This is a genomic window from Pseudomonas sp. JV449, assembly GCF_032424295.1.
Lineage (GTDB): Bacteria > Pseudomonadota > Gammaproteobacteria > Pseudomonadales > Pseudomonadaceae > Aquipseudomonas > Aquipseudomonas marginalis.
On the sequence record NZ_VYKD01000005.1, the window covers coordinates 313,493 to 339,980 of the forward strand.

The following is a 26,488-nucleotide window of genomic DNA, read 5'->3' on the forward strand; positions in this document are numbered from 1 at the left end:
CAACAAGCTCGCCAGCCATAACAAGGGAAACGATGTGATCACCACCCAAGCCTTCCCGACCATCCGGGCCCTCCAGCGTAGCGCCTGGAACGACTGTTTTCCCGGTGCCCTGGAAGACTGGGACTATTACGTCGCCGTGGAAAACGCCGCCATCGATGACTTCCAATGGCGCTACCTGGCGGTTTACGACAATGGAACGCTGGTGGCCGTGGCCGCCGCCTTCATCACCCATTATCGCCTCGACACCACGGTGTCGGGCGCCGGCAAGCGTTTGGCCGAACGTGTGGAGCGGCTGTGGCCAGGTGTTTTGCAATTGGGCCTGTATGCCATTGGCTCCCCGGTAGCCGAGCGTTGCGACGCCGGGGTGGCCAGTGGCGTGCCCGAGTCGCGTCGCCCGTTGTTGCTCAAACACTTGCTGGAAGCCGCGCGCCAGGATGCCGATGATTTCGGTATCGGCCTGCTGGCGGTCAAGGATGCACCCAGCCAGGATCCCCATTGGCTCGACAGTTGCCGGGTGGCGGGTTTTCAAAGCATGCCGGGCTTGCCCACCGGGGTGTTGCCGCTGCCGTACGGTTCGGTGGACGCCTACCTCGGTTCGCTGGGCAAATCCACCCGCAAGGACTTGCGCCGCAAGCTGCGTGCACCTGGACCACGGGTGGAATGGCGCGGCAATATCGACGACGTGCTGCCCGAGGTCATGGGCCTGTACGAAGCCACATTGAAGCGCGCCGAGTTGCAGTTCGAACACCTGCCTGCCGGCTATTTCACCGGCGTGCTGGAACGCCTTGGCGATCGCGCCGTCTGTGTTCTTTACTGGGTCGACGAGCAGTTGGTGGCGTTCAACCTGCTGCTGCTGGACGAGCACCGGTTGGTGGACAAGTTTTTCGCCCATGACGTTGCGTTCAGCCGTGACTACAACCTGTACTTCCGCAGCTGGCTGACCAACGTCGACTACTGTATTCAACACAATATTGCGGTGTATGAGTGCGGCCAGGCCGGGTATGCCAGTAAGCTGCGCCTGGGCTGCGAGTTCCAGGGCAACAGCGTGTTTTTCCGCCACCGCAACCGGCTGGTCAACGGCCTGCTCACGCTTGTAAAACTGTTTATTCGACCGGATCGTTCCGACCCTGCCATGGCTGCTGCGATAAGCGAAACCTGATGATCACCAAGACCCGCCAGAAAGCCCGCCCCTTTGCCATTTCGCGCTGGAGCGTCCAGCGCAAGCTGGTGCTGGCGTTCTGGCTGGTCAGCGTGATTCCCACCATGATCGCGGCGGAGCTGGCGGCGACCACGCTGTCGCAGATTTTCGACAGCAACGTGCGTATCTGGCTGCAGGAATCGACCAAGATCGTCAAGGACGAGATCGGCGACATCCTTCACGACAACGCGCGCATGGCCAAGCTGTTCCTGCGCTACACCAGCCCGCCCTCGAGCCGGCAGGCGGCCAAGCATGACCGGCTGACCGCGGACATCGCCGATGCCACCGACATCGACGTGGTGGCGCTGATCCGCACCAGCGATCAAAAGGTGGTGTTCAGCACCGCCTCCGATGACATCGTCAAACAGATCAGCCTGACCAGCAACGCGGTGCTGCAGACCGTGCAAGTGGCGGGGGTGAGTACCGGGATTGTGGTCTCGACCTTCGAAACCAGCCAGGACGGCGTCGACTACCGCCTGTTGGTGGCGACCTACCTGGACAGCAGCTTTCTCACCAGCGTGGCCGATGTGCATTCCCTCGACCTGCGCCTGTACCTGGCCAACCCCGAGGGGTTCTCGGAGATATTTTCGACCCAGCGCTTCGTGGATCACCCGGCGCGTATCCCGAAAAGTGTCGAGACCGCGATGCGCAGTACCAAGCAGCCCAGCGAGCAGTTCACCAACAGCTACAGCGGGTTGTACTGGCCGATTTTCAACGACGCCGGTGACCTCCAAGGCGTGATTTTCAGCGGACTGTTGCGCCATACCAGCCTGGTGGGGCTGGTGAACCAGAGCAACCTGTTCGTGCTGATTTTCCTGCTCAGTTCGGCATTGTCCCTCGCGGCCGGGGTGCTGGTGTCACGGCGCCTGACCAAGCCGTTGCGGGACTTGTCCGAAGGCGTGAGCGCGGTGATCTCAGGCAACTACGCGCACCGCGTGCTGGTCAGCGGCGGCGATGAACTGGCGCAATTGAGCAGCACCTTCAACCATATGACCGAGCGCCTGGGCGAGTTGCACCACCTCGAAGCCCAACTGCGCCGGCGCGATCGCCTGCATGCCCTGGGCGAAGTCGCCATGGGCCTGGCCCACGAGATCCGTAACCCGTTGGGCATCATCAAGACGGCCACCCAGTTGTTGCACCGCCGCGTTGATCTGCCGGACGCCGACAAGCGCCACCTGGAATATGTGATCAGCGAAGTCAGCCGCATCAACGACTTGATCACCGAGTTCCTCGATTTTGCCAAACCCAACCCACCGTTGCGCGTGCTGCAGCCGGCCCGTCCATTGGTGGAGGAGATCCTGGGCTTCTGTGCGCCGGAACTGGCCAGCCATAACATCGACGCGCAGATCGACGACCAGGCGCCGGGGGCGACGATCTACGTCGACGCCAAGCAACTCAAGCAGGCCTGCCTCAACCTGATTCTCAACGCCATCGATGCCATGCCTGAAGGCGGGCGCCTGACCCTGGGGATTCGCAGCGAGGGCGACAACACCGTCATCACCATCGCCGACACCGGCCAGGGCATCGCGCCGGAGATGATCGAGCGCATCTTTACGCCATTCGTCACCACCAAGGCCTCTGGCACGGGCCTGGGCCTGGCCAAAGTCTATTCGATCATGGAAAGTCACGACGGCAGCATCGAATGCGCCAGCGAAAACGATGCCGGCGCCACCTTCAGCCTGTACATTCCAGCGACAGGCGAAGACGACGAGGACAGTCATGACGCATAACATTCTGGTAGTCGACGACGAACCCAAGCTCTGCGACCTGCTGGCGTCGGCCCTGGGCCAGAACAGCGTGCAAGTGTTCATTGCGGGCAACGGCCTGCATGCGCTCAAGGTGCTGGAACAGGAAGACATCGACCTGGTGATCAGTGACTGGCGCATGCCGGGCATGGACGGGCCGGCCTTGTTGGCCGAGATCAAGGTGCGTTATCCCCACGTGCCGGTGATCGTGATGACCGCCTACAGCACGGTGAAAAACGCCGTGCAGTCGATGCGCAACGGTGCCTACGACTACATTGCCAAACCGTTCGATATCGACGAGCTGGACATCACCGTGGCCAAGGCCCTGCAGTTTCGCGACATCATGCGCGACAACGCGCGCCTGCGCGCCGAGCTGGATGAGCAGGCGCAGTTCGACAGCCTGGTGGGCGACAGCCCGGCGTTTCGCAAAGTGTTGCAGGCGGTGGATTCGGTACGCGACAGCAGCACCACCATCCTGCTGACCGGCGAAAGCGGCACCGGCAAGGAAATGGTCGCCCGCGCCATCCACAAGCACGGCAGCCGTGCCGACAAGCCGTTTGTGGCGGTCAACTGCGCGGCGATCCCCGAAGGGCTGCTGGAAAGCGAAATGTTCGGCCATCGCAAGGGCGCGTTTACTGGCGCCGTGTCTGACCGGGTCGGGCGCTTCCAGCAGGCCGACAAGGGCACGCTGTTTCTCGATGAAGTGGGCGATATGCCCCTGGCATTGCAGGCCAAGATCCTGCGCGCCTTGCAGGAGCGGGTGATCGAGCCTGTGGGCGACCCCCGCGAGCGCAAGGTGGATGTGCGGGTGATCGCCGCCACCAACAAGAACCTGCTGGAGGCGGTGGCCAACAAGGAGTTTCGCGAAGACTTGTATTACCGCCTCAATGTGTTCCCGATCCCGCTGCCGGCCCTGCGTGAACGCGTGGAAGACATCGCGCCCCTGGCCCGTCACTTTGCCCGGACCCTCAGCGCCACTGCCGGCAAGCGTATTACCGGCTTCAGCCCTGAAGCGTTGCAGGCCATGGCCGCGTATCACTGGCCGGGCAATATCCGTGAGCTGCAAAACTGTGTGGAGCGCGCGACCATCGTGGCCGCCACGCCTGTGATCGAAGACATTGATTTGCCGGGCTATCTGTTTGCTTCCAAACCCAGCGAAGGCGGCGTGACCGCGATCCTCAGCGACGGGCCGGGGATTCCCCAGGACCTGGACGCGGCGCTGGCGGAGGTGGAGAAGGCCTATATCCTCGCGGCGTTGCAGGAGAGCAATGGCGTGCAGGCTGCGGCGGCGGCGAAGATCGGGATTTCCGAAAGGAGCTTTTGGTATCGCCTGAAGAAACTGGGCATCCAGGTCGACAAAATAGTCCGCTGATTAAATGTGGGAGGGGGCTTGCCCTAATGTCAGTCAGTTAAGCGTACATCGCCTCCTGTAGGAGCGAGCTTGCTCGCGAAAAACGTCAACGATAACGCGTGCTTCCTGAATGAACGCGGCGCCTGTGAGTTTTTCGCGAGCAAGCTCGCTCCTACAAAAAGCCTTAAATGACTGGCATTAGGGCAAGCCCGCTCCCACATTTTTTGACCGAGTCGGGTCAGGTATGGAAGCGTACCCAGATACTCACCAGGATCGTCGCTGCCATCAGCCACGCTACCGCTGCGACGGCTAAAGAGGCCTCCAGCCGCATGCGGTCCACCATCACATACAACGTCGCCAAATACACAAAGTAGGGAATGATCGACCACATCCCGAACAGGATGGTGGTCTTCAAATCGTCCAGCGAACGGCCCTTGCCGACGATGTAATGGGCGATCAACGCAAAGGTCGGAAACAGCGGCACCAGCCCGGCGATGTAGTAGTTCCTGGTCTTGGCCAGCGCCGCCAGGATCAGTACCACCGCCGCGCCCAGGGCGGCTTTCAAAAAAAGATCCATCAGTGGCTCAACCCGTATTTCTTGACCTTGTCGAACAAGGTGGTCTTGGCCATGCCCAGTTCCTGGCTGGCCTGGGTCAGGTTGCCGCCGCTGCGTTGCAGGGCATCGCTGAGCAGGTTGCGTTCAAAGGCTTCCACCGCTTCGGTGAACGCCAGGCCTTGGCTGCCGCTGCTGGCCCCGCTTTTCTTGAAGGCGGGCAGGCCGAGGGCGAAGCGTTCGGCGACGTTGCGCAGTTCGCGTACGTTACCGGGCCAGTCGTGGCTCATCAGGCTGGAGAGGGTCTGGTTGTCCAGTTCCGGCGCGGTGCGGTCAAAACGCAGCGACGACTGCTGCAGGAAGTGTTCGAACAGCTGCAGGATGTCTTCGCGGCGTTCGCGCAGGGGCGGCAGTTCCAGGGTCACCACGTTGAGGCGGTAGTACAGGTCGCTGCGGAACTGGCTGGCGCGGCTCAGTTCGTCGAGGTCGGACTTGGTGGCGGCGATCACCCGGCAATCCACGGCCACGCTCTGGTTCGAGCCCAGGCGTTCCAGGGTGCGCTCCTGCAGCACTCGCAGCAATTTGATCTGCAGGTTGATCGGCATGCTTTCCACTTCATCGAGGAACAGCGTGCCTTCATGGGCGTGTTCGATCTTGCCGATACGGCGCTTGCCGGCGCCGGTAAAGGCGTTGGCTTCGTGGCCGAAAATCTCGCTTTCGAACAGGTTCTCCGGCAGGCCGCCGCAGTTGAGGGCGACGAACTGGTGGGAATGCCGGCGGCTGAAATCATGCAGGCAACGCGCGACCAGCTCCTTGCCGGTACCGGTCTCGCCTTCGATCAGCACGTTGGCCGAGGTGTCGGCGACGTTGGCGATCAGCTCGCGCAGGTTCTGCATGGCCGGCGAGCGACCGATGATGCGGCCTTCCAGCGAATCCCGCTCAGCCAACTGACGGCGCAGCGACCAGACTTCCCGCGCCAGCCCGCGTTGTTCCAGGGCGCGGCGGGCGACGTCGACCAGGCGCTCGGGGGAGAAGGGTTTCTCCATGAAGTCGTAGGCGCCATTGCGCATGGCGCCGACCGCCATGGAGATGTCGCCATGCCCGGTGATCAGCACCACCGGCAGGCTTTTATCCAGGGCCTTGAGACGGGTGAGCAGTTCCAGGCCGTCAATGCCCGGCAGGCGAATGTCGCTGATCACAATGCCGGCGAAGTTCTCGCCGATACGTTTCAATGCCTCCTCGGCACTGCCCACGCCCACGCTTGGGATATCTTCCAGCGCCAGCGCCTGTTGGCAGCCGAGCAGCACATGGGGGTCGTCTTCGACGATCAGCACGGTGAGGTCTTGAGGATCAATATTCATGTCGACTCAGCTTGTTGAGCGCCCACCAGCGGCAGGCACAGGACAAAGGCAGTGCCACCGCCGGCCGGGTGCTCCACGGCGAGGGTGCCGCCGGTGGCTGCCGCGAGGCTGGCGGAGAGGGTCAGGCCCAGGCCCAGGCCTTGCTCGCCGGGTTTGGTGGTGAAGAAGGGTTCGAACAGATGCTTGCGCGCCTCGGCGTCGATGCCGTGGCCGTTGTCGCGTACCAGCAGGCGGTATTTGCCCTCGGCGGCGCTGCCTTCCAGCCACAACTCGGGAGCCGGTTGTGCCTGCATGGCGTCGAGGGCGTTGCCGATCAGGTTGACCAGGATCTGTTCCAGGCGGGTCTGGTCGATCTGCAATTGGGCCGGGGCAAAGTCGCGGTGCAGGCTCAGCGGCAGGCTGTCCAGGCGTGGGCCCAGGACCTGGAACGCGGCGTCCACCGCCTTGGCCAGGCTGGCTTCGCCCTGGTCATCGCCGCGTCGGGCAAAGGAGCGCAGGCTGGCGGTGATACGGCCCATGCGGTCGATCAGTTCGTTGATGGTCTTGAGGTTGGCGCTGGCGGTGTCCAGCGCGCCGCGTTCGAGGAAGCGCACGGTGTTGCCGGACAAGGTGCGCAGCGCGGCCAACGGCTGGTTCAGTTCATGGGCGATGCTGGTGGACATCTGGCCGATGGCCGCCAGCTTGCCGGCCTGTACCAGTTCATCCTGGGCGCGGCGCAGGGTTTCTTCGGCCTGGCGCCGTTCGCGGATCTGGCCCTTGAGCCGCTCGTTGCTGGCGCGCAGGTCGGCGGTGCGTTCGGCGATCCGCCGTTCCAGCTGGCTGTTGGCTTCCTGCAAGGCTTCCCGCGCCGCGAGGCGGGTGGCGATGACTTTGCGCCGCTCGTTCCAGGCAATCAGCAAAAACGCGACGAGGCCAAACGCGACAGCCACCAGGATGCCCTGGTTGATCGCCGCGCGACGCAGGTCGTTGAGCGGGGTGAGCAGGGTGAAATTCCACGGTGTGTCATTGAGTGGGCGGGTTTGCGCCAGGTAGCTGACTTCGTGCTCGTCGTTGACCACTTCAGTGTTGGCCGGGAAAGTCAGCTTCTCGCTGCGTTCATTCAAGCGCTCACGGGCCAGGGGTTCCAGTTCGTTGAGCGTGGCCCAGTAATATTGCAGGCTGTGGGCCAGGCGATCCTTGGTCTCGTCGCTCAGCGGTCGCACCGCCTTGAGGCGTCGAGCCGGGTCGCTGGAGAGAATGATGATGCCGTTCTCGTCGCTCACAAAGGCTTCGAGGCGCGCGCGTTGCCAGCGCTCTTCCAGGGCTTCGAGGCGCACTTTGACCACCGCCACGCCGATGATCTTGCCGTGTTCCTCCAGGCCATGGGCCAGGTAGTAGCCGGGTTCGCCGTTGGTGCTGCCGATGCCGTAGAAACGCCCGGGCTGGCCGCGCACGGCATTCTGGAAATAGGCGCGAAAGGACAGGTCTTCACCCTGGTAACTGTCGGCATCGCGCCAGTTACTGGTGGCCAGCACACGGCCGGTGGTGTCCATCACGTAGATGGCCCGACTGCGACTGCGTCGGTTCAGGCCTTCGAGGTAGTCGTTGACCGTTTTGCGGGTTTCCTGGTTCGGCTCGGCCAGCAGCTTGGAGACGCTCGACTCCAGCTCCAGCAGGCTGGGCAGGTAGGTGTATTTGCTGATTTCACTTTCGACGGTGCGGGCATGCAGCTCCAGCTGGCGTTCGCCGTTGTCGCTGAGGGTGCGGATGCCGTAGTACTCACTGATCCAGAAGCCGATATAACCCAGGCCGATCATCAGGGCGATGATCAACGGCGGCAGGAACAGTTGGCGAATCAGACGAGGTTTCACGGCAAGTGATGGCGGTGCGGCGCGATAGAGGTTGGGGTCGCATTTCATCACAGATGCCTTGGGTCAGCTACCGCCCTCCGGCCAACTGTAGGAGCGAGCTTGCTCGCGAAAAACGTCAACGATGACGCGTGCATCCTGGATGTCCGCGGTGCTCTTGGGTTCTTCGCGAGCAAGCTCGCTCCTACAGGGTGGGAGTGAGGCTGTTTTTAGTGCTGCAGGATTTTCTCAAGGAAGTGCTGCGCGCGCTCGGAGCGGGCGCTGATGTCGCCGAAGAACTCTTCCTTCGGGCAGTCTTCGATGATCTTGCCGGCGTCCATGAAGATCACGCGGTCGGCCACTTTGCGGGCAAAGCCCATTTCGTGGGTGACGCACATCATGGTCATGCCTTCCTGGGCCAGTTGCACCATCACGTCCAGTACTTCGTTGACCATTTCCGGGTCGAGGGCCGAGGTCGGTTCGTCGAACAGCATGACGATCGGGTCCATGGCCAGGGCGCGGGCAATCGCCACACGTTGCTGCTGGCCACCGGAAAGCTGGCCCGGGTGCTTGTGGGCGTGCGCCGACAGGCCGACGCGCTCAAGCAGTTGCAGGCCTTTCTTGGTGGCTTCTTCCTTGCTGCGGCCGAGCACCTTGATCTGTGCGATGGTCAGGTTTTCGGTGATGGTCAGGTGCGGGAACAGCTCGAAGTGCTGGAACACCATGCCCACGCGCGAACGCAGTTTCGGCAGGTTGGTCTTCGGGTCGGCGATGGAGGTGCCGTCGACGATCACGTCACCTTTCTGGAACGGTTCCAGCGCGTTGACACACTTGATCAGGGTGGACTTGCCCGAGCCCGATGGCCCGCACACCACGATCACTTCGCCTTTTTTAACCTCGGTGCTGCAATCGGTCAGCACCTGGAAGTCGCCATACCACTTGTTGATGTTCTTGATAGAGATCATACGGCAAACCTTTTTTGCAGACGCTTGACCAGCAGCGAGGCGGAAAAGCTGATGATGAAGTAGACGACACCGGCGAAGATCAGGAACTCATTGGAGCGCCCGATGATGTCGCCGTTGGAGCGAGCGGAGTTGAGGAAGTCCACCAGGCCCACGGTGTAGACCAGCGAGGTGTCCTGGAACAGGATGATCGACTGTTGCAGCAGCAACGGGGTCATCTTGCGGAACGCCTGGGGCAGGATGATCAGGCGCATGGTCTGGCCATAGGTCATGCCCATCGCTTGTGCCGCCGCCATCTGGCCCTTGGGGATCGACTGCACGCCGGCCCGCACGATCTCACAGAAGTACGCGGCTTCGAACATCATGAACGCCACGACGCAGGAGGTGAACGCACCGATCGGCGTGTCTTCGCCGGTGATCCAGCGCAACACGAACGGCACCGCCAGGTAGAACCAGGTGATCACCAGCAGCAGCGGGATCGAGCGGAAGTAGTTCACATAGGCGCCGGCCACCCGGGACAGCAGTTTGCTGGACGACAGGCGCATCAGTGCCAGGATCGTACCCAGCGCGATACCGCCGATCACGCCCATGACCATCAGCTTCAAGGTCATGACCATGCCGTTCCACAGGCCCGGGATGGCGGGGATGATGCCGCTGAAATCGAGTTCCATTATTTACCCCCCACGGAGATCAGGCCGGGCACTGCGACTTTCTTCTCGACCACGCGCATCAGCAGCATCAGGCTCATGTTCAGGGTGAAGTAGATCAGCGTGGCCAGGGTGAAGGCTTCAAACAGGTTGGCCGAGAACTCGGCGGTCTGTTTGGTTTGCGCCAGCAGTTCCATCAGGCCGATCAAGGACGCCACGGAGGAGTTCTTGAAGACGTTGAGGAATTCCGAGGTAAGCGGCGGAATGATGATCCGGTAGGCCTGGGGCAGCAGCACGTTCCAGTAGATCTGCGGCAACTTGAAGCCCATGGCACGTGCAGCGGCCTCTTGGCCCCGTGGCAGCGCCTGGATACCGGTACGCACTTGCTCGCACACACGGGCAGCGGTGAACAGGCCCAGGCACACGACAACGCTCAGGTAGGCCGAGGTGGTCGGGTTGAGGTCCTGTTTGTACCAGTCCTGCAGGTTCTGCGGCAGCAGGTCGGGTATCAGGAAGTACCAGATGAACAGCTGCACCAGCAGCGGCACGTTACGAAACAGTTCCACGTAGCAGGTCGCGATGCCCGATACGAGGCGGTTTGGCACAGTGCGCATGACCCCCAGAATGGAGCCCAGCAGCAAGGCGATAATCCATGCCACGACAGCGATGGCGATGGTCCAGCCCAGGCCGGCGATGTACCAGTCGAGATAAGTCTCGCTGCCCACGCCGGTGGACTTGAAGAACACGCCCCAGTCCCAGTTGTAATTCATTAGGGTCTCCCCTCGAGATCGATCGATGTACAAGCACCCGCTTGGGGAAAGTCCATTCCCGCCTGGCGATGAACGCCAGGCACACGCGATCGGCTCGAAAACCGCCCGGTCGAGTGTTCCAAAGTATAGCCAGCAGGTAGTAACAGACGCCTGAGGGAGGGTTGGCTCCCTCAGGCGATAAGGTTAGTCAGGAATCAGATTTTTACTTCAGGCGCCGGCTTGTCGGTCGGGTTCTTGATCAGTTCCTTAACCTTGTCGCTCATTGGGAAGTTCAGGTTCAGGTTTTTTGGTGGGATCGGGCTTTCGAACCACTTGGCGTAGATCTTGTTGATTTCGCCGGACTTGTACAGGCCAACGATGGCGTCATCCACCGCTTTCTTGAAGGCAGGATCTTCTTTGCGAACCATGCACGCGTAGGCTTCGAAGGACTGTGGAGTACCGGTGATGACCCAGTCATCCGGCTTCTTGGCCTTGGCTTCTTCACCGGCCAGCAGGGCGTCGTCCATCATGAAGGCTACGGCACGGCCGCTTTCCAGCATCTGGAAGGACTCGCCATGGTCTTTGGCGGAGATGACGTTCATGCCCATCTGCTTGTCAGCGTTCATCGCCTTGATGATGCGCTCGGACGTGGTGCCGGCGGTGGTCACGACGTTCTTGCCTTTCAGGTCGGCGAAGTCGGCGTAGCTAGGCTTGCCTTCCTTGTCTTTCTTGACCAGCAGGCGAGTGCCGATTTCGAAGATGTTGGTGGTGAAGGCGACTTGCTGGGCGCGTTCGGCGTTGTTGGTGGTGGAACCGCACTCGATGTCGACGGTGCCGTTCTGAACCAGCGGAATACGGGTCTGCGAGGTGACCAGGTTGTACTTGGCCTGCAGATCGGGTTTGTTCAGGTCTTTTTTCAGGGCTTCGACGATGGCCAGCTGAATGTCGTGGGAGTAGCCCACAGGTTTGCCCGAACCATCCGCAATGTAGGAAAACGGAATGGAACTGTCGCGGTGCCCGAGGGTGATGGTGCCGGAGTCGTTGATTTTCTTCAGTGTGCCGGTGAGTTCGGCGGCAAAGACTGGAGTGCTGATCAGAGCAGCAGCGATAGCTGCGCCCAGGATATGGGGAACGATGCGCATCAATACTTCCTCGACATTTGTTTTTTTTATGAAGCCGGCTAGACGGCTCTCTTGTACAGCGAATGCCCGTGACGGCTCCTGAAGCGTCCCAGGCAATCGTCTGGGAGTGTAGAGCATGAGTCGTGCCAGACCGAAAATAAAAGCTTAACAAGTTGATTTATATGATGATTAATTTTGTATGACGACAAATATGTAACCGTTTGATCCGGTAAACCGAATAGGCTTGCCTGTGGCGTTCGGAAAACCGAATGCCAGGCGGTATAAAAAAGCCCCTGGGCCTTACGGCGCAGGGGCTTTTGTGCGATGGGCCTGTCAGGCCGCTTCGATCTTGCTGCGGGTCTGCTCAACCTTGGACAGGTAGCGTTGCACGTTATCCTGTTCCTGTGGGGTGGTGAACAGGCCGAGTTTGGTCCGGCGCCATAGCACGTCCTGGGGCTGGGTTACCCATTCCTCGGCACACAGGTAATCGACCTCGCGGGTGTAGAGGCCGCCGCCCAAATGTTCACCCAGGTCAGCCAGCGACTGCACGCCTTCGAGCAGGCGCCAGGTGCGGCTGCCATAGGTGGTGGACCAGCGGCGCGCGATCTCGCTCGGCAACCAGTCGAACTTGCTGCCAATGGCCTCGGCCAGGGCTTCTGGGGTGGTCATGTCCTCGCCGCCGGGCAGGCTGGCGGTGGCGGTCCAGCTGGGACGCATCTGCGTGAAGTACGGGGCCAGTTGCGCCATCGCCGATTCGGCGAGCTTGCGGTAGGTGGTCAGCTTGCCGCCGAACACCGACAGGATCGGCGCCTCGCCCGTACCACCGGACAGCGACAGGGTGTAGTCACGGGTGATGGCCGACGGGTTGTCCGACTCGTCGTTGCACAGTGGGCGCACACCCGAGTAGGTGTGGACGATGTCGTCGCGGCTCAGCTGTTTCTTGAAGTGCGCGTTGACCACCTTGAGCATGTAGTCGGTTTCACCTTCGGTGATCGCCACTTTCGCCGGGTCGCCGGTGTATTCGCGGTCGGTGGTGCCGATGATGGTCAGGTGGTTCAGGTACGGAATGGTGAAGACGATGCGCTGGTCTTCGTTCTGCAGGATGTGCGCGTGGGCGCCTTCATACAGCTTCGGCACGATCAGGTGGCTGCCCTGGATCAGGCGGATACCGTAGGGCGAGTCCAGCTTCAGGTCGTCCTTGATGAACTTGGCGACCCACGGGCCGGCGGCGTTCACCAGGGCGCGGGCACGGATCGAGAACAGGCTGCCATCGGCGCGTTCCATGTTCATGTCCCACATGCCATTGCTGCGATGGGCACTGATGCAGCGGGTCTGGGTATGGATGTGCGCACCCTTTTCACGGGCCGCCATGGCGTTGAGGACGACCAGGCGGGCGTCGTCGACCCAGCAGTCGGAGTATTCGAAGCCTTTGGTGATTTCGCTTTTCAGCGGGCTGTCAGGGCCGAACTTGAGGCTCTTGGAGCCGGCGAGTTTCTCGCGCTTGCCCAGGTGGTCATAGAGGAACAGGCCGGCACGGATCATCCACGCCGGGCGCAGGTGGGGGCGGTGTGGCAGGACGAAGCGCATCTGTTTGACGATGTGCGGGGCCTTGGCCAGCAGCACTTCACGTTCAGCCAGGGCTTCGCGTACCAGGCGGAATTCGTAATGTTCGAGGTAGCGCAGGCCGCCGTGGATCAGTTTGCTGCTGGCGGAGGAGGTGTGGCTGGCCAGGTCGTCCTTTTCGCAAAGGAATACCGACAAACCGCGACCGGCTGCGTCTGCTGCAATGCCGACGCCGTTGATCCCGCCACCGATTACGGCAACGTCATAGACTTCGGCAAGCGGTGGAGCAGGCAAGGTAGAAGGGTTCATCGACTGGCCTCGGGAGCTTTTTCGTATTGGAATTCGAACATTAATGTTCATTTGCGAAAATGGTAGCTGATAAACGTGGGCACAGCCAGCCGACTTCGATTGAAAAAACTCATCGAAGGGCGGGAAAAGGAAAATTTGTGAACATAAGCCTGGGCAAGGCCCGAGAAAAAGGCGCTGGATAAATCGCCACCGGGGGCTTGCCCCCGATGGCTTCAGTGCAGACGCTATACGACTTCCAGGCGAACCTTGTGCTGGTTCAGCAACTGCACCAGCGCCGGCACCGGCTCCTGATCCGTCACCAGGCAGTCCACCAGGCTGATCGGCCCCAGTCGAATCATGGCATTGCGCCCGAATTTGCTGGAGTCCGCCGCCAGGATCACCTGGCGTGCATTGGCGATGATCGCCTGGGAAACCCGGACTTCCTGGTAGTCGAAGTCCAGCAGGCTGCCGTCCTCGTCGATGCCACTGATACCCACCAATGCGAAGTCGACCTTGAACTGGTTGATAAAGTCGACACTGGCCTGGCCCACCACGCCGCCGTCACGACGCACATTGCCGCCGGTCAGCAACACGTCGAAGTCGTCCTTGGCGCTGAGCATGGTGGCGACGTTGAGATTGTTGGTGATGATTTTCAGGTGGCTGTGGTTGAGCAGCGCACGGGCAATGGATTCCGTGGTGGTGCCGATATTGATGAACAACGAGGCGTGATCGGGGATTTGTGCCGCGATGGCTTCGCCGATGCGTTGTTTCTCATCGCGCATCTGGTCGGCCCGCATGGCGTACGCGGTGTTCTCGACACTGGAGTCATAGGCCGCGCCGCCGTGGTAGCGGCGCAGCAGATTGGCGTCCGCCAGTTGGTTGATATCGCGGCGGATGGTTTGCGGGGTGACAACGAATAGCTGCGCCATTTCCTCGATACTGACGTAGCCGCGTTCGCGGACCAGTTCGAGGATTTGCTGCTGGCGGGGAGGCAGATTCATGGGGCGTCCTTTGGGCTGCCATACAAAAGTGGCCCATGATGACGCAGGAATCTGCTCCCTGCCAGTTACAACCCGATATGGGGCCCGCGCATGGCTTATTCGGCGCCTTCGTGGGGTTCCCAGTCGCGGGTGCGGCTCACCGCTTTTTGCCAGCCGGCGTAGAGTTTTTCCTTGGCGGCTTCTTCCAGCTGCGGTTCGAATTCGCGCTCGATCACGGCCTTGCCGCGCAGCTCGTCGAGGCTGCCCCAGAAGCCGCAGGCCAGACCGGCCAGGTAGGCGGCGCCGAGTGCGGTGGTTTCGCGCATTTGCGGGCGCTCGACCTGGGTGCCGAGGATGTCGGCCTGGAATTGCATCAGGAAGTTGTTGGCCACCGCACCGCCGTCCACACGCAGGGCCTTGAGGCGTTCGCCCGAGTCCTGTTGCATGGCGTCGAGCACGTCGCGGGTCTGGTAGGCAATCGACTCCAGGGCGGCACGAATAATGTGATCCACGCGTACGCCGCGGGTCAGGCCAAACAGTGCGCCACGGGCATACGGGTCCCAGTAGGGGGCGCCCAGGCCGGTGAAGGCCGGGACCAGGTACACGCCATTGCTGTCCTTGACCTTGCCGGCGAAGTATTCGGTGTCGGTGGCATCGGCGATGATTTTCAGCTCGTCACGCAGCCATTGCACGGTGGAGCCACCGTTGAACACCGCGCCTTCCAGCGCATAGGCCACTTCGCCACGGGGGCCGCAGGCGATGGTGGTGAGCATGCCGTGCTTGGACTTGACCGCTTTGTCGCCGGTATTCATCAGCAGGAAGCAGCCGGTGCCGTAGGTGTTCTTGGCCTGGCCGGCCTCAACGCACATCTGGCCGAACAGTGCCGCTTGCTGGTCACCGGCGATACCGCCGATGGCGATGCCGCTTTTGGTGCGGCCGTAGATCTCGGAGGAAGACTTCACTTCCGGCAGCATTTCCCGCGGAACGTCGAGGATCTCCAGCATCTTCGCATCCCACTCCAGGGTGTGGATGTTGAAGAGCATGGTGCGCGAGGCGTTGGTGTAGTCGGTGACGTGGGTTTTGCCGCCGGTAAATTTCCAGATCAGCCAGCTGTCGACAGTGCCGAACAGCAACTCGCCGTTGCGCGCACGCTCGCGGCTGCCTTCGACGTTATCGAGGATCCACTTGAGCTTGGTGCCGGAGAAGTACGGGTCGGTGACCAGGCCGGTGGTGTCGTTAATGTATTGCTCGTGGCCGTCGCGCTTGAGCTGCTGGCAGATTTCGGTGCTGCGGCGGCACTGCCAGACGATGGCGTTGTAGATCGGGCGGCCGGTGACCTTATCCCAGACCACGGTGGTTTCACGCTGGTTGGTGATGCCGATGGCGGCGACCTGGTCATGGTGCAGGCCGGCCTGTGCCAGGGCCTCGACCATCACCGCGCTCTGGGTGGCGAAGATTTCCATCGGGTCATGTTCGACCCAGCCGGCTTGCGGGTAGTGCTGGGTGAATTCACGTTGGGCGGTGCAGACCACGTTGGCGTCGCGATCGAAGATGATTGCCCGGGAACTGGTGGTGCCCTGATCAAGGGCAATGATGTAGTTCTTATTCTCGATGTCGGTCATGTCAATTGCCTTGGACGAAATAAGGAAGTCAGAAATCAGCCGGGGCCGCATAGGGCAGGGGACCAGGCTGGCGCTTTCAGGAAATACGAGTCTTGCCGTTGACAGCCGTGTCAGTTGTTTCCGCTATAGCAGGTGCGGCGCTCGGCAAGTGGCGGGCAATCAGCCCGCGATAGGCCGCAGCACCGAGGCATGCGCCGACAATCGGCGCGAAAATCGGAACCAGGAAGTAAGGAATATCGCGGCCGCCAGTAAAGGCCATTTCACCCCAGCCAGCGAAAAAGGTCATCAGCTTGGGCCCGAAATCCCGCGCCGGGTTCATCGCAAAGCCGGTCAGCGGGCCCATGGCACTGCCGATGACCGCAATCAGCAGGCCGATCAACAGTGGCGCCAGCGGGCCGCGCGGCAGGCCGTTGTTGTCATCGGTGAGGGCCATGATCACGCCCATCAGGATCGCGGTAATGACCATTTCCACCAGGAAGGCCTGCGCCGTGCTCAGCAGTGCATGGGGGTAGGTGGAGAACACCGAGGCCAATTCCAGGCTGGCCTGGGTGCCGCGTACCAGATGGTGGGTTTGTTCGTAATCGAAAAAGAGATTGCTATAGAGCGTGTACACCAGCGCCGCCGAGCAGAAGGCACCGGCGATTTGGGCCAGGATGTAGAACGGCAGTTTGCGCTTGTCGAAGTCGGCAAAAATACACAGGGCGATACTGACCGCCGGGTTGAGGTGGGCCCCGGAAATACCGGCGCTCAGGTAGATCGCCATGCTGACGCCGATCCCCCAGATGATGCTGATTTCCCACAACCCGAAGCTGGCACCCGCGACCTTGAGCGCAGCAACGCAGCCTGTACCGAAGAAGATCAGCAGCGCAGTCCCCAGGAACTCGGCCATGCATTGGCTTGAAAGTGAAGGCTGTTGAAGAGCAGTTGTCATGGAAAACCTCGATTGTTGTTCTTGTCTGGCGCACTGCCTCAACGGACGGTTGCGCGATTTTCACCGTGACAGGATCCCCATCCAAGACACGGCTTACTGCTGGAACGCTGCAGGTGTATTCCTACAGTATTCGGAAACGAAAAAATATAGACAAGAATGACGGCTGTCAAAGGTCGAAAGTGAACTGTCGGTCACTTTCCAACTATTGGTTTGATGAATGATCACGCTCGCCACGTTAAGTATTGTGGAGGGGGAGGGCGGACTAGAGCGTTTTATGCGGGCTTGGCCTAGAATTGGCCGTCTGTTTGCCACGCTCGGAGAGGTCATGACCCCCGCATTGGATTTGTTGAAAAAAGTTCGCGCCGAACATCGCGTCCACAGTTATGAACACGACCCCAAGGCGGCCTCCTATGGCCTGGAGGCCGCAGAGAAATTGGGCCTCGACCCGGCGCAGGTGTTCAAGACCTTGTTGGCCAGCAGTGAAAAAGGCGAATTATTGGTGGCTGTGGTGCCGGTCGTCGGAAGTCTGGACCTCAAGGCCCTGGCTCATGCGGCGGGTGTGAAAAAAGTCGAAATGGCTGATCCGGCAGCGGCGCAGCGTTCCACCGGTTACCTGCTGGGAGGCATCAGCCCACTGGGGCAGAAGAAGCGGCTGCGCACATTTATCGATGTAACGGCGCAGCCGTTCGCGACAATTTTTGTGAGTGCGGGGAGGCGCGGGCTGGAAGTGGAGTTGTCCGCCGCGGTGCTGGCGGAACATACCCAGGCCAAATTCGCAGAAATTGGCCGGGTGTAATCCCGATATGCTGGAGAATCAATGTGGGAGGGGGCTTGCCTCTCCCACACGTTGATCATTGACTCAGCCAGCCGGGCTGTAGCGTCGTACGCCGGATTCGGCGTGAGGAACCTGCGCCGCGACGCTGCCTGAGGCCTGGAACAGCACCAGATGCTCCGCGGCCACGCGAATGCCCACTTGTGCGCCCACCTGATGGTCGGCATGGCTGGGGAAAATCGACTCCAACTGCGCACCCGTCGGCAGTTGTAGGCGGTACAGGGTTGATGCGCCGAGGAAGGTCTTGCCGACGATCCGCGCTTTCAAGGCACTGTCCGGCGCGTAGACGATGTCGTCCGGGCGCAGCAAGACGTCCACGGCACCCCCCGTAGGCCAGGTGTAGGCGCGGTTTCCGCGCAGGTCGCCCAGTTCGGTGTGGACGGACTCGGGCGAACTCAACTGGCCACGAATGAAATAACCCTGGCCGATAAAGCTGGCGACATACGGCGTCAGGGGTTCGTGATAGAGGTTGTAGGGGGTATCCCACTGCTCCAGGCGCCCTTCCTTGAACACTCCGACGTGATCACTCACAGCGAACGCCTCTTCCTGGTCATGGGTGACCAGGATCGCACTGGTGCCCCGTGCCTTGAGGATGTCGCGTACCTCGTGGCTGAGCTTGCGCCGCAGTTCGCCGTCGAGGTTGGAGAACGGTTCGTCCAGCAGCAACAGTTGTGGCTCCGGCGCCAGGGCGCGGGCGAGGGCGACGCGTTGTTGCTGGCCACCCGACAGTTCGTGGGGGAAGCGCTTGCCCAGGTTCTTGAGGTTGACCAGCTCCAGCAGTTCGGCGACCACACGGTCTTTTTGCGGGTGTTTGCGAATGCCGAAGGCGATGTTGTCGGCCACGCTGAGGTGGGGAAACAGTGCGTAGTCCTGGAACACCATGCCGATACGACGTTTCTCCGGCGCCAGGGTAAAACCGGCGCTGGAGATCACTTCGCCCGCGAGGCTGATTTCGCCTTCGTGCACCGGCTCAAAACCGGCAATCGCGCGCAAGGTCGTGGTTTTGCCACAGCCCGAAGAACCCAGCAGGCAACCGATATCGCCCGCGTTGAGGTGCAGATTGAGGTTCTGCACCACCCGTTGATCCTGGTAGCCGCATGCCAGATTGCGCAAGTTCAGCAGTAATGGCTGGCTCATGCGTGGTGGTACGCCGGTTCGACGAGGAATTCGAGCAGGGCTTTTTGCGCGTGCAGGCGGTTCTCTGCCTGGTCCCAGGCCACGGAGCGTGGGTCATCGAGCAGGTCGAGGCTGATTTCTTCACCCCGGTGGGCGGGCAGGCAGTGCATGAACAGCACGTCCGGCGCGGCCATGTCGAGCAGGGCGCGGGTCACCTGGAAGGGCGCGAACAGGGCCAGGCGCTTGGCGGTTTCGTCTTCCTGGCCCATGGAGGTCCAGACGTCGGTGCTGACCAGGTGGGCGCCGATCGCTGCATCCTTTGGATCGCGCAGGATCTGCACACGGCCATCGGCCTTGGCCAGGAACTCGGCGGCCGGTTCGAAGCCTTCCGGGCAGGCGATGCGCAGGTGGAAGTCGAACTGAATCGCCGCTTCTATATAGCTGTTGCACATGTTGTTGCCGTCACCGATCCAGGCCACGGTCTTGCCCTGGATCGAGCCACGGTGCTCAAGGAAGGTCTGCATGTCGGCCAGCAACTGGCATGGGTGCAGGTCATCGGACAGGCCGTTGATTACCGGCACGCGCGAGTTGGCGGCGAATTCGGTCAGGGTGCTGTGGGCGAAGGTACGGATCATCACCGCATCGAGCATTCGCGACATGACGATCGCGCAGTCGCTGATCGGCTCGCCACGGCCCAGTTGGGTGTCACGCGGCGACAGGAAGATGGCCTGGCCACCCAGCTGGATCATGCCCGCTTCGAACGACAGGCGAGTGCGGGTCGACGACTTCTCGAAAATCATCCCGAGCACGCGGTTTTTCAAAGGCTCGAACAGTACGCCGCGGTTACGCAGGTCTTTAAGCTCAATGCCTCGACGGATCACGCTGACCAGCTCTTCGGGCGTGCAATCCATCAGGGAGAGAAAGTGCCTTGCGCTCATCATTAACTACCTTTTTGCAACAGACCGCAGATACTCAAAGCCTTGTTTATTGTGACAACGGGCGAGACCTGCGGCGAAAGCCGCACGGGGCGACGAAATAGGGGAAGGCGCGATCTTATAATTAAATGTCGCGTCTTACCAATAGGGCTACGGTTTTATGGGTGTTCAAGAAGGGCGCAAGAGCGCATTCGAAGACGGTTTCCAGACAGCAGCAGGTCATTTGTACACTGGCCTCGCAACCATTTGCAATGTGCAGGGGCGGGCCCAGGCCGGGCTGTGTCGGTTTTAGACGTGGGTTACAGGCTCTGTAACATTTGCTCATGTTTGCTCATGGCCTGGCCTGATGGCTATCGATTCACAGGGCGAACGATGCTGGTGCCTGTCATGGTCACGGCCCATAGTCAGGCCAAAGCCCAATAAAGAGACTGGCCATGACCAAGACTCTCCACCACCGTGCCTGCCACCTGTGCGAAGCCATTTGTGGCCTGACCCTGGAAACCACCCAAGCCGAAGACGGCAGCCTGGCGATCACCTCGATCAAGGGCGACACGCTGGACAGCTTCAGTCGCGGCCATATCTGCCCCAAGGCCGTGGCGTTGCAGGACATACAGAATGATCCTGACCGCCTGCACCAGCCCATGTTGCGGGTGGGCAGCGAATGGCAGCCAATCCCGTGGGATGAGGCGTTTGCCCTGGTCGCCGAGCGGCTGGCGGGCATCCAGGCGCGGCATGGACAGAATGCAGTGGCGGTGTATCAGGGCAACCCCAGCGTGCACAACTATGGGCTGATGACCCACAGCAACTACTTCCTCGGCCAGCTCAAGACGCGCAACCGATTTTCTGCCACCTCCGTAGACCAGTTGCCCCATCACCTCACCAGCCACCTCATGTACGGCCACGGCCTGTTGCTGCCGATTCCGGACATCGACCACACCGACTTCATGCTGATCCTGGGCGGCAACCCGCTGGCCTCCAACGGCAGCATCATGACCGTGCCCGATGTGGAGAAGCGTCTCAAGGCTATCCAGGCCCGGGGTGGCAAGGTGGTGGTGGTCGATCCTCGGCGCAGTGAGACGGCGGCGATCGCTGATCAGCATCTGTTCGTGCGGCCTGGCGGGGATGCGGCGTTGCTGTTCGGGGTACTCAACACACTGTTCACCGAGAACCTGACGCGTGACAGTCATTTGCCGGTAGAGGGCCTTGAGGATGTGCGCCGTGCGATCCTCGGCTTTACCGCCGAAGCCATGAGCCGCCAGTGTGCCGTACCCGCCGGGCAGATTCGCCAGTTGGCACGGGATTTCGCTGCTGCGGATAAAGCGGTGTGCTACGGGCGCATGGGGGTGTCGACCCAGGCGTTCGGTACGCTGTGTCATTGGCTGGTGCAGTTGATCAACCTGGTCACTGGCAACCTCGACCGCGAAGGCGGTGCGTTATGCACCAGTCCGGCAGTGGACTTGGTCGCGTCCACCGGTGGCGGGCATTTCAATCGCTGGCAGAGTCGCGTGTCCGGGCGCCCGGAGTACGGCGGCGAGTTGCCAGTGTCTGTATTGGCCGAAGAAATGCTCACCGGCGGCGAAGGACAGGTCCGCGCGCTGGTGACGGTGGCGGGCAACCCGGTGTTGTCGACCCCCAATGGCCGCCAGTTGGAGCAGGCCCTGGACGGCTTGGAGTTCATGGTCAGCATCGACCTCTATATCAACGAGACCACGCGTTATGCCGATCTGATCCTGCCGTCCACTTCGGCGCTGGAAAACGACCACTACGACACCACGTTCAACATGTTCGCCGTGCGCAATGTCACCCGTTTCAATCGCGCGATCCTGCCCAAGCCTGAGGGGGCGTTGCATGACTGGGAGATCTTCGTCGGCCTGGCCACGGCATTCGCTGCGCACACCGGTATGGCGCTCAAGCCCACCATGCCGCCTGCGCAAATGATCGACTTCGGCCTGCGCGCCGGCGCTTATGGTGATGCGTCGAGCCATCAGTTGTCGGTGGCGAAGCTGGCGGACCATCCCCATGGCATGGACCTGGGGCCGCTCAAGCCAAATCTCGCCGCGCGGTTGAAAACCGTGGATGGCAAGGTGCAGGCGGCACCGGCAGTGATTCTGGCGGATCTGGCGCGCTTTGCGGCGCAGCCGATGCCTGTGGCTGACGAGTTGCTGCTGATCGGCCGTCGCCATGTGCGCAGTAATAATTCCTGGATGCATAACTATCACCGGCTGGTGAAGGGCAAGCCTCGGCACCATTTGCATATGCATCCCGATGACCTGGCCAGTCGCCAGTTGGCAGATGGGCAGTGGGTGCGCGTCAGTTCACGTATCGGCATGATCGAGGTGGAGGTGGTCGCCAGCCTGGACATGATGCCCGGCGTGGTCAGCCTGCCCCATGGTTGGGGTCATGGCCGTCCGGGGGTGCAGATGAGCATCGCCAGCGAGCAACCGGGGGCGAGCGCGAATGACTTGACCGACGAGCGGCAATTGGATGAGTTGTCGGGCAATGCGGCCTTGAATGGCGTACCTGTCCAAGTCGCTGCCGCATAAGGAGCCCGAGCACCGCGTTGGAATTTTGCGTTACAATGCGCCACCGTGCCGACCTGTGAGTCGCAAAGTTCCAGCCGAGGTGTTCCATGGATATCATCGAAACGATCAAAGAGCAGATTGCCAACAACACCATTCTGCTTTACATGAAGGGCGCACCTAACGCTCCTCAGTGCGGTTTCTCCGCGAAGGCTTCCCAGGCTGTTATGCAGTGTGGCGAGAAGTTCGCTTACGTGGATATCCTGCAAAACCCGGAAATCCGCGCCAACCTGCCGAAGTACGCCAACTGGCCTACCTTCCCGCAACTGTGGGTAGCCGGCGAGCTGGTCGGCGGTAGCGATATCATCACCGAAATGGCAGCTGATGGTTCGTTGCAGGCGTTGATCAAAGATGCAGCGGCAAACGCGGCGGCCAAGACCGACGCTTGATTCGCCTGTAATAAAAAGCCCCGCTTCTCGTGAGAGAGCGGGGCTTTTTTGTACCTAGCGACGGGATTATTCGCCCATCTGCGATTGCAGGTAGTTTTCCAGGCTGACTTTATCGATCAGGCCCAGTTGGGTTTCCAGCCAGTCGATATGTTCTTCCTGGTCTTCCAGGATGTCTTCCAGCAGTTCGCGGCTGCCGAAGTCGCCCTTGGTCTCGCAATGTGCAATGGCGGCCTTGAGGTCGCTGTGGCTCTTGCGTTCAAAGCCCAGGTCGCTGCTGATCATTTCCTGGGTGTGCTCGCCGATGTTCAGCTTGCCCAGGTCCTGTACGTTCGGCAGGCCTTCGAGGAACAGGATGCGCTTGATCAGCGCGTCGGCGTCCTTCATGGCCTTGATGGATTCTTTGTATTCACGCTTGCCAAGCTTTTCCAGGCCCCAATCGTCGTACATGCGCGCATGCAGGAAGTACTGATTGATCGCGACCAGTTCATTGGCAAGGATTTTGTTGAGTTGCTGGATGACTGAGATGTCGCCTTTCATGACTGGGGTCCTGCCCTGTAGTAGCTGTGTATAAGGCGGAGTTTGAGCGGCGAAAACCCTAGTGTCAAACCTAAGTTATTGAATAATAAATGAAAATTAATCGGAATAAGAATGTTTGTGTTCCGCGTCTTAGCGCTAACTAATTGAATTACAGGCATAAAAAAACCGGACACTCGGTCCGGTTCTTCAAAACACGCCTATTTAGGCGTGTGTAAATTCTGCTGAGTAGGGAACAGCGGCCTGTGCTGTTTGCAGCTGCGTCAGGGTTTCCCGTACCACTTGCTTGGCGAGGCAAGCACATTTACCACATTGACTGGCAACGCCGGTGGTTTCACGCACTTCCTTGTAGCTGCAGCAACCTTCATAGATTGCTTCGCGGATTTGTCCGTCGGTGACGCCGGTACACAGGCACACATACATAAGGGAGAACCGTCGCGGGTTTAAGGCTTAAGTGCGATGGATCTTAATGTTAACGAGAATGATTGTCAAAGTAGATTCGTAGGGTATTGGCCTGCACCGCCCTCACGCTGACGAACGGTTTTTTCAGTGTATGATGGTCGGTCTTCACGAAGCGTGACTGCGTCACAGGGCTGTCGCTTGAATGCGGCAGACTCAAGGCCGGTCCTTTTACTTCAATCGTCACCCTTACATCAGGAGATACCCAATGAGCGTACTCGTCGGCAAACAAGCCCCGGATTTCGACGTACCTGCCGTGCTCGGCAATGGCGAAATCGTTGACAGCTTCAAACTGTCTGAAGCCATCAAAGGCAAATACGGCCTGGTGTTCTTCTACCCGCTGGACTTCACCTTCGTCTGCCCTTCGGAGCTGATCGCTCTGGACCACCGCATGGACGATTTCAAGGCGCGTAACGTTGAAGTGGTTGCCGTTTCCATCGACTCCCATTTCACCCACAACGCCTGGCGCAACACGGCCATCAACGATGGCGGCATCGGCAAAGTCAAATACACCATGGCTGCCGACATGAAGCACGACATCGCCAAGGCCTACGACGTTGAGTCCGAAGGTGGCGTGGCGTTCCGTGGCGCGTTCCTGATCGACGACAAGGGCGTTGTGCGCTCCCAGATCATCAACGACCTGCCGCTGGGCCGTAACATGGAAGAGCTGATCCGTCTGGTCGACGCCCTGCAATTCCACGAAGAGCACGGCGAAGTCTGCCCTGCCAACTGGAAAAAAGGCGACAAAGGCATGAACGCTTCGCCTGAAGGCGTTGCGGCTTACCTGACCGAGAACGCTGGCAAGCTGTAAGCCGGATTCGCGGGACAAAAAAACCGGCCTGAGAAGGCCGGTTTTTTCATGCGCGGGATTTGACCTCAGTCGCCGAAGTCTTCCCAGCCGCCCATCTGCTTCCAGCGGTTGACGATGCCGCAGAACAGCTCGGCGGTCTTCTCGGTGTCGTAGCGGGCCGAGTGGGCTTCGCGACCGTCGAAGTCGATGCCGGCCGCCTGGCAGGCCTTGGCCAAGACGGTCTGGCCATAGGCCAGGCCAGCAAGGGTGGCGGTGTCGAAACTGGAGAACGGGTGGAACGGATTGCGCTTCATGTCCAGCCGCGTCACGGCGGCGTTGAGGAAGCCCAGGTCGAAGCTGCTGTTATGCCCGACCAGGATCGCGCGCTTGCAGCCGTTGGCCTTCAAGGCCTTGCGTACGCCACGGAAGATATCGGTGAGTGCCGCCTCTTCGCTGACGGCCATGCGCAGGGGGTGATCCAGCTTGATCCCGGTGAACTCCAGGGCTGCCGCTTCGATATTGGCACCTTCAAACGGCTCGACGCGGAAGAAGTGGGTGTGCTCCGGATACACAAAGCCCTGTTCGTCCATGCCGATAGTGGTTGCGGCGATTTCCAGCAGTGCATCGGTGGCGCAATTGAAGCCGCCGGTTTCTACGTCGACAACGACAGGCAGGTAGCCGCGGAAACGTTCGGCCATCGGGTGGCGCGAACCACCACCGCCACCGTGTTCCTGGTCGTCATCGTAATGGTCTTCACTCACTTGCTTTCCTCCAGCAGGCGCCAGCGCAGTGTTTCACCGGCGCGCAGCGGGATAACGGTCAGCTCGCCAAATGGCAGGCTGGCGGGGGCAGTCCAGTCTTCACGGACCAGGGTGATACGGTCGGTATTCGCCGGCAGGCCATAGAATCGCGGGCCATTGAGGCTGGCGAAACCTTCGAGTTTATCCAGGGCGTTGCGCTGTTCGAACGCTTCGGCATACAACTCGATGGCGGCAAACGCGGTGTAGCAACCGGCACAACCGCACGCGGCTTCCTTGGCGTGCTGGGCGTGGGGCGCAGAGTCGGTGCCCAGGAAGAACTTCGGATTACCGCTGGTCGCGGCATCCAGCAAGGCCACCTGGTGGGTGTTGCGCTTGAGGATCGGCAGGCAATAGAAGTGCGGCCGAATCCCGCCCACCAGCATGTGGTTGCGGTTGTACAGCAGGTGATGGGCGGTGATGGTTGCGCCGACGTTGGCCGAGGCCTCGGTGACGAACTGCACGGCATCGGCCGTGGTGATGTGCTCGAACACCACCTTGAGGGTCGGGAACAGCTCGACCACGCGGCGCATGTGCTCGTCGATGAAGATTTTCTCGCGATCGAACACGTCCACGTCGCCACGGGTGACTTCACCGTGGATCAGCAGCGGCATGCCGACTTCGGCCATGGCTTCGATGGCCGGCAGGATCTTGTCGATGCTGGTCACGCCGGAATCGGAGTTGGTGGTCGCACCGGCCGGGTACAGCTTGGCGGCGTGCACGAAACCGCTGGCCTTGGCCTGGCGAATTTCTTCGGGCAGGGTACGGTCGGTGAGGTAGAGCACCATCAACGGTTCGAAGCGGCTGCCGGCCGGCCGTGCAGCGAGGATGCGCTGGCGATAGGCGTCGGCTTCGGCGGCATTACGCACCGGTGGTACCAGGTTAGGCATGATGATGGCGCGGCCAAACGTACGCGCTACATCGGCCACGGTTTGGGGCAACGCAGCACCATCGCGAAGATGAATATGCCAGTCGTCGGGACGCAGCAGGGTCAGGCGGTCGGACATTGGGGATTCCAGGCGGGTCAATCTGGTGGGAATGCTACCGGAAAAGACTCTTGCAGGCACTCGCTATCAAGTTTTGCAGGATGCATCCGATAGCCTTTCGTATGCCTTATCGATGTATGACGCTTTGAAGTGTTGTAGAAACCAGTGGAGCCT

General features: G+C 60.7%; 24 protein-coding genes. 7 read left to right on the forward strand and 17 right to left on the reverse strand.

Annotation, left to right across the window (positions count from 1 at the left end; all coding sequences use genetic code 11):
* The first annotated feature begins 34 nt into the window (after positions 1 to 34).
* The 3 genes from F6S08_RS06635 to F6S08_RS06645 are packed head-to-tail and all read left to right on the forward strand — an operon-like array spanning position 35 to position 4,315.
* Positions 35 to 1,159 (forward strand): GNAT family N-acetyltransferase, encoded by a 1,125-nt coding sequence (locus F6S08_RS06635; protein WP_065926536.1) that lies wholly within the window; start codon positions 35 to 37, stop codon positions 1,157 to 1,159.
* Positions 1,159 to 2,928: a sensor histidine kinase gene (locus tag F6S08_RS06640; RefSeq protein WP_315871413.1), complete on the forward strand. Its 1,770-nt coding sequence runs from the start codon at positions 1,159 to 1,161 to the stop codon at positions 2,926 to 2,928. The genes F6S08_RS06635 and F6S08_RS06640 overlap by 1 nt, the downstream gene beginning before the upstream one ends.
* Complete coding sequence (locus F6S08_RS06645; protein ID WP_065926534.1) at positions 2,918 to 4,315, forward strand: sigma-54-dependent transcriptional regulator; 1,398 nt, start codon at positions 2,918 to 2,920, stop codon at positions 4,313 to 4,315. The genes F6S08_RS06640 and F6S08_RS06645 overlap by 11 nt, the downstream gene beginning before the upstream one ends.
* Before the next feature lie 217 nt (positions 4,316 to 4,532).
* On the opposite strand, the gene F6S08_RS06650 is transcribed toward F6S08_RS06645, so the two are convergent.
* The 11 genes from F6S08_RS06650 to F6S08_RS06700 form a co-directional block, all read right to left on the reverse strand.
* Positions 4,533 to 4,871 carry a GlpM family protein gene (locus tag F6S08_RS06650; protein ID WP_065926533.1) on the reverse strand — a complete coding sequence of 113 codons (339 nt, stop codon included), beginning with the start codon at positions 4,869 to 4,871 and terminating at the stop codon, positions 4,533 to 4,535.
* Positions 4,871 to 6,208: a sigma-54 dependent transcriptional regulator gene (locus F6S08_RS06655; RefSeq protein WP_315871414.1), complete on the reverse strand. Its 1,338-nt coding sequence runs from the start codon at positions 6,206 to 6,208 to the stop codon at positions 4,871 to 4,873. The genes F6S08_RS06650 and F6S08_RS06655 overlap by 1 nt, the downstream gene beginning before the upstream one ends.
* A complete protein-coding gene (locus F6S08_RS06660) occupies positions 6,205 to 8,106 on the reverse strand; it encodes a sensor histidine kinase (RefSeq protein ID WP_315871415.1) in 1,902 nt (633 codons plus the stop codon). The genes F6S08_RS06655 and F6S08_RS06660 overlap by 4 nt, the downstream gene beginning before the upstream one ends.
* A gap of 158 nt (positions 8,107 to 8,264) precedes the next feature.
* Complete coding sequence (locus F6S08_RS06665) at positions 8,265 to 8,999, reverse strand: amino acid ABC transporter ATP-binding protein (protein ID WP_065926530.1); 735 nt, start codon at positions 8,997 to 8,999, stop codon at positions 8,265 to 8,267.
* Positions 8,996 to 9,667, reverse strand: a complete 672-nt coding sequence (locus F6S08_RS06670; RefSeq protein ID WP_027604601.1) for an amino acid ABC transporter permease — start codon at positions 9,665 to 9,667, stop codon at positions 8,996 to 8,998. The genes F6S08_RS06665 and F6S08_RS06670 overlap by 4 nt, the downstream gene beginning before the upstream one ends.
* Positions 9,667 to 10,413, reverse strand: a complete 747-nt coding sequence (locus F6S08_RS06675; RefSeq protein ID WP_024073702.1) for an amino acid ABC transporter permease — start codon at positions 10,411 to 10,413, stop codon at positions 9,667 to 9,669. The genes F6S08_RS06670 and F6S08_RS06675 overlap by 1 nt, the downstream gene beginning before the upstream one ends.
* A 194-nt stretch (positions 10,414 to 10,607) precedes the next feature.
* The gene (locus F6S08_RS06680) at positions 10,608 to 11,534 is read right to left on the reverse strand and encodes a glutamate/aspartate ABC transporter substrate-binding protein (protein ID WP_027604600.1); all 927 of its coding nucleotides are present in this window, start codon (positions 11,532 to 11,534) and stop codon (positions 10,608 to 10,610) included.
* 312 nt (positions 11,535 to 11,846) lie between these two features.
* Positions 11,847 to 13,385, reverse strand: coding sequence for a glycerol-3-phosphate dehydrogenase (gene glpD, locus F6S08_RS06685; protein ID WP_027604599.1), 1,539 nt, complete (start codon positions 13,383 to 13,385; stop codon positions 11,847 to 11,849).
* 224 nt (positions 13,386 to 13,609) lie between these two features.
* Entirely contained in the window at positions 13,610 to 14,365 is a 756-nt protein-coding gene (locus tag F6S08_RS06690) for a DeoR/GlpR family transcriptional regulator (protein ID WP_092487436.1), read from the reverse strand.
* Between the two features lie 95 nt (positions 14,366 to 14,460).
* Positions 14,461 to 15,966 (reverse strand): glycerol kinase GlpK, encoded by a 1,506-nt coding sequence (glpK, locus tag F6S08_RS06695; RefSeq protein WP_065948872.1) that lies wholly within the window; start codon positions 15,964 to 15,966, stop codon positions 14,461 to 14,463.
* Between the two features lie 76 nt (positions 15,967 to 16,042).
* Positions 16,043 to 16,897 carry an MIP/aquaporin family protein gene (locus tag F6S08_RS06700; protein ID WP_027604596.1) on the reverse strand — a complete coding sequence of 285 codons (855 nt, stop codon included), beginning with the start codon at positions 16,895 to 16,897 and terminating at the stop codon, positions 16,043 to 16,045.
* A gap of 325 nt (positions 16,898 to 17,222) precedes the next feature.
* Here F6S08_RS06700 and ybaK point away from each other — a divergent pair, with 325 nt between their 5' ends.
* Positions 17,223 to 17,693 carry a Cys-tRNA(Pro) deacylase gene (gene ybaK / locus F6S08_RS06705; protein WP_065926528.1) on the forward strand — a complete coding sequence of 157 codons (471 nt, stop codon included), beginning with the start codon at positions 17,223 to 17,225 and terminating at the stop codon, positions 17,691 to 17,693.
* 63 nt (positions 17,694 to 17,756) lie between these two features.
* On the opposite strand, the gene F6S08_RS06710 is transcribed toward ybaK, so the two are convergent.
* Together F6S08_RS06710 and argF are read right to left on the reverse strand one after the other, a co-directional pair.
* Positions 17,757 to 18,866: an ABC transporter ATP-binding protein gene (locus F6S08_RS06710; RefSeq protein ID WP_065926527.1), complete on the reverse strand. Its 1,110-nt coding sequence runs from the start codon at positions 18,864 to 18,866 to the stop codon at positions 17,757 to 17,759.
* Positions 18,863 to 19,783 carry an ornithine carbamoyltransferase gene (gene argF, locus F6S08_RS06715; RefSeq protein WP_027604593.1) on the reverse strand — a complete coding sequence of 307 codons (921 nt, stop codon included), beginning with the start codon at positions 19,781 to 19,783 and terminating at the stop codon, positions 18,863 to 18,865. The genes F6S08_RS06710 and argF overlap by 4 nt, the downstream gene beginning before the upstream one ends.
* 431 nt (positions 19,784 to 20,214) lie before the next feature.
* On the opposite strand from argF, the gene F6S08_RS06720 reads away from it, so the two are divergent.
* Positions 20,215 to 22,323 (forward strand): molybdopterin oxidoreductase family protein, encoded by a 2,109-nt coding sequence (locus F6S08_RS06720; protein ID WP_315871416.1) that lies wholly within the window; start codon positions 20,215 to 20,217, stop codon positions 22,321 to 22,323.
* Positions 22,324 to 22,409: 86 nt separating this feature from the next.
* Positions 22,410 to 22,748, forward strand: a complete 339-nt coding sequence (grxD, locus tag F6S08_RS06725; RefSeq protein ID WP_027604591.1) for a Grx4 family monothiol glutaredoxin — start codon at positions 22,410 to 22,412, stop codon at positions 22,746 to 22,748.
* Between the two features lie 66 nt (positions 22,749 to 22,814).
* Here the strand turns inward: grxD and bfr are convergent, their stop codons facing one another.
* Both bfr and F6S08_RS06735 read right to left on the reverse strand, forming a co-directional pair.
* Positions 22,815 to 23,285: a bacterioferritin gene (bfr, locus tag F6S08_RS06730; RefSeq protein WP_012722487.1), complete on the reverse strand. Its 471-nt coding sequence runs from the start codon at positions 23,283 to 23,285 to the stop codon at positions 22,815 to 22,817.
* Positions 23,286 to 23,486: 201 nt separating this feature from the next.
* Positions 23,487 to 23,705, reverse strand: coding sequence for a bacterioferritin-associated ferredoxin (locus tag F6S08_RS06735; protein WP_074844072.1), 219 nt, complete (start codon positions 23,703 to 23,705; stop codon positions 23,487 to 23,489).
* A gap of 244 nt (positions 23,706 to 23,949) precedes the next feature.
* Between F6S08_RS06735 and F6S08_RS06740 the strand changes: the two genes are divergently transcribed.
* Positions 23,950 to 24,552 carry a peroxiredoxin gene (locus F6S08_RS06740; protein ID WP_003172097.1) on the forward strand — a complete coding sequence of 201 codons (603 nt, stop codon included), beginning with the start codon at positions 23,950 to 23,952 and terminating at the stop codon, positions 24,550 to 24,552.
* A 65-nt stretch (positions 24,553 to 24,617) separates the two neighbouring features.
* Here F6S08_RS06740 and rnt read toward each other — a convergent pair whose 3' ends face one another.
* Positions 24,618 to 25,292 (reverse strand): ribonuclease T, encoded by a 675-nt coding sequence (rnt, locus tag F6S08_RS06745; protein WP_027604590.1) that lies wholly within the window; start codon positions 25,290 to 25,292, stop codon positions 24,618 to 24,620.
* Complete coding sequence (pyrC, locus tag F6S08_RS06750; RefSeq protein ID WP_315871417.1) at positions 25,289 to 26,335, reverse strand: dihydroorotase; 1,047 nt, start codon at positions 26,333 to 26,335, stop codon at positions 25,289 to 25,291. Before pyrC ends, rnt begins: the two co-directional genes overlap by 4 nt.
* Between the last annotated feature and the right edge of the window lie 153 nt (positions 26,336 to 26,488).

Bases quoted from the DNA above. Each gene is read 5' to 3' on its own strand.
- F6S08_RS06740 (WP_003172097.1), top strand. From the start codon at position 23,950: ATGAGCGTACTCGTCGGCAAACAAGCCCCGGATTTCGACGTACCTGCC.
- pyrC (WP_315871417.1), bottom strand. From the start codon at position 26,335: ATGTCCGACCGCCTGACCCTGCTGCGTCCCGACGACTGGCATATTCAT.
- argF (WP_027604593.1), bottom strand. From the start codon at position 19,783: ATGAGCGCAAGGCACTTTCTCTCCCTGATGGATTGCACGCCCGAAGAG.
- F6S08_RS06660 (WP_315871415.1), bottom strand. From the start codon at position 8,106: ATGAAATGCGACCCCAACCTCTATCGCGCCGCACCGCCATCACTTGCC.
- F6S08_RS06710 (WP_065926527.1), bottom strand. From the start codon at position 18,866: ATGAGCCAGCCATTACTGCTGAACTTGCGCAATCTGGCATGCGGCTAC.
- glpK (WP_065948872.1), bottom strand. From the start codon at position 15,966: ATGACCGACATCGAGAATAAGAACTACATCATTGCCCTTGATCAGGGC.
- bfr (WP_012722487.1), bottom strand. From the start codon at position 23,285: ATGAAAGGCGACATCTCAGTCATCCAGCAACTCAACAAAATCCTTGCC.
- F6S08_RS06735 (WP_074844072.1), bottom strand. From the start codon at position 23,705: ATGTATGTGTGCCTGTGTACCGGCGTCACCGACGGACAAATCCGCGAA.
- F6S08_RS06640 (WP_315871413.1), top strand. From the start codon at position 1,159: ATGATCACCAAGACCCGCCAGAAAGCCCGCCCCTTTGCCATTTCGCGC.
- F6S08_RS06675 (WP_024073702.1), bottom strand. From the start codon at position 10,413: ATGAATTACAACTGGGACTGGGGCGTGTTCTTCAAGTCCACCGGCGTG.
- F6S08_RS06700 (WP_027604596.1), bottom strand. From the start codon at position 16,897: ATGACAACTGCTCTTCAACAGCCTTCACTTTCAAGCCAATGCATGGCC.
- F6S08_RS06645 (WP_065926534.1), top strand. From the start codon at position 2,918: ATGACGCATAACATTCTGGTAGTCGACGACGAACCCAAGCTCTGCGAC.
- F6S08_RS06670 (WP_027604601.1), bottom strand. From the start codon at position 9,667: ATGGAACTCGATTTCAGCGGCATCATCCCCGCCATCCCGGGCCTGTGG.
- grxD (WP_027604591.1), top strand. From the start codon at position 22,410: ATGGATATCATCGAAACGATCAAAGAGCAGATTGCCAACAACACCATT.
- F6S08_RS06650 (WP_065926533.1), bottom strand. From the start codon at position 4,871: ATGGATCTTTTTTTGAAAGCCGCCCTGGGCGCGGCGGTGGTACTGATC.
- F6S08_RS06720 (WP_315871416.1), top strand. From the start codon at position 20,215: ATGACCAAGACTCTCCACCACCGTGCCTGCCACCTGTGCGAAGCCATT.
- F6S08_RS06690 (WP_092487436.1), bottom strand. From the start codon at position 14,365: ATGAATCTGCCTCCCCGCCAGCAGCAAATCCTCGAACTGGTCCGCGAA.
- F6S08_RS06655 (WP_315871414.1), bottom strand. From the start codon at position 6,208: ATGAATATTGATCCTCAAGACCTCACCGTGCTGATCGTCGAAGACGAC.
- ybaK (WP_065926528.1), top strand. From the start codon at position 17,223: ATGACCCCCGCATTGGATTTGTTGAAAAAAGTTCGCGCCGAACATCGC.
- F6S08_RS06665 (WP_065926530.1), bottom strand. From the start codon at position 8,999: ATGATCTCTATCAAGAACATCAACAAGTGGTATGGCGACTTCCAGGTG.
- glpD (WP_027604599.1), bottom strand. From the start codon at position 13,385: ATGAACCCTTCTACCTTGCCTGCTCCACCGCTTGCCGAAGTCTATGAC.
- F6S08_RS06680 (WP_027604600.1), bottom strand. From the start codon at position 11,534: ATGCGCATCGTTCCCCATATCCTGGGCGCAGCTATCGCTGCTGCTCTG.